Genomic DNA, 1,229 nt, shown 5'->3' on the forward strand with positions numbered 1-1,229 from the left:
CACAAAAGGATATGCTGCTCCCACTAGTCCAAATCGTGCTCTCTTTTGGCCGCCCCCTGATTAACTCAACCCAGAAGCAAGGTCTTATGCAGTCTAATCCTGTCAGTTCCGGATGCTGGACAAAACTCCCGCTATATCCTGACCAATCAGTTATTGCTACTATATCTTGTTTCACTGAAAATTCACTGTCCGTTCCAGTCCACCCATTTGGATCCCAAATCATTTCAAAACCGCTCCTGGAATTAGTGCTTTTGGTTCTCCCGATCCAAACACCATTACCGTATTTAAATGAAAACCCTTTTATCCCATATGCCCCGTTGAGGGACATTGGACCACAGCTCCCTGTCCCATCGTTTGGTCGTGGATTGTCTCCGAAAACCCCACTGCAAATATACCCTATTTGATACTCCAAATTCTGATTGAAAGTTACCCACGGCCTATTTGAGCCATGCCAATTGTCCCTGCACACACACATTATTTCGCCAGAATCAGGATAACAGGAGCATTCCTCATAGTGATAATTAGGAGCATTCAATTCGACTGATTTAACTACTTTCCCTTTTTCTATTTTGAAGATCTTATATGATGCCTGTCCATTACTTGGTCCATCTGTCATTACAGTAAAGCAGGAGCCATTTACACATGCACATTCAGACTCTTGAGTCCTCAGTATGTTGTTCCTCCAACTCTTGATAGTATCTGTTATTATGCCATTGTATTTCAACACAGCCACAGCCCCATTGTCTGGACCAGAAATTCCAATTGTCAACCAACTGGTGCCATCATGGCAAGCACTTGCTGACCAAGCAACAGACTCAAACCTCGAGTTATATGGGGAGGGAGCCTCACCCACAGGACAACTCATTAGCGTTCTGTGAGGGCTCCTGTCTTTGACAGTCCCGTTGGAGTGCTTGTCATTCAATAAGGCTCCATGAGTCAAAAAGAAAGTCCTGCATTCCATGTGGGAGCATGAGATGAACGGCTCTCTAATTACAAACACATCCCCCTTGGATCCAATCCTTATACTGTTGTCTTTACTGTGTACAGCCCATCCTCTAATGGGGCAAAGAGATGAACTGCCCGTTAATGTTATTGAAGCCACAGCGTTCTCAGTAAGAAAATTAGTATTTCTGATTGGTTCAGCTTGGTGTTGATTCCCTGTTTGAATTGAATGACTGACCAATATTGAAATCATGTTCCCAATCTGCAACATTAAGCTAACTATTCCA

General features: G+C 43.6%; 1 protein-coding gene. It reads right to left on the reverse strand.

Features of this window, described 5'->3' with window-relative positions; genetic code table 11:
- A partial coding sequence (locus AN964_RS26905) for a sialidase/neuraminidase family protein (protein ID WP_213083987.1) occupies nucleotides 1-769 on the reverse strand: 769 nt, incomplete at its 3' end.
- Nucleotides 770-1,229: the final 460 nt, after the last annotated feature.

Source organism: Heyndrickxia shackletonii, assembly GCF_001420715.1.
Taxonomy (GTDB): domain Bacteria; phylum Bacillota; class Bacilli; order Bacillales; family Bacillaceae_C; genus Margalitia; species Margalitia shackletonii.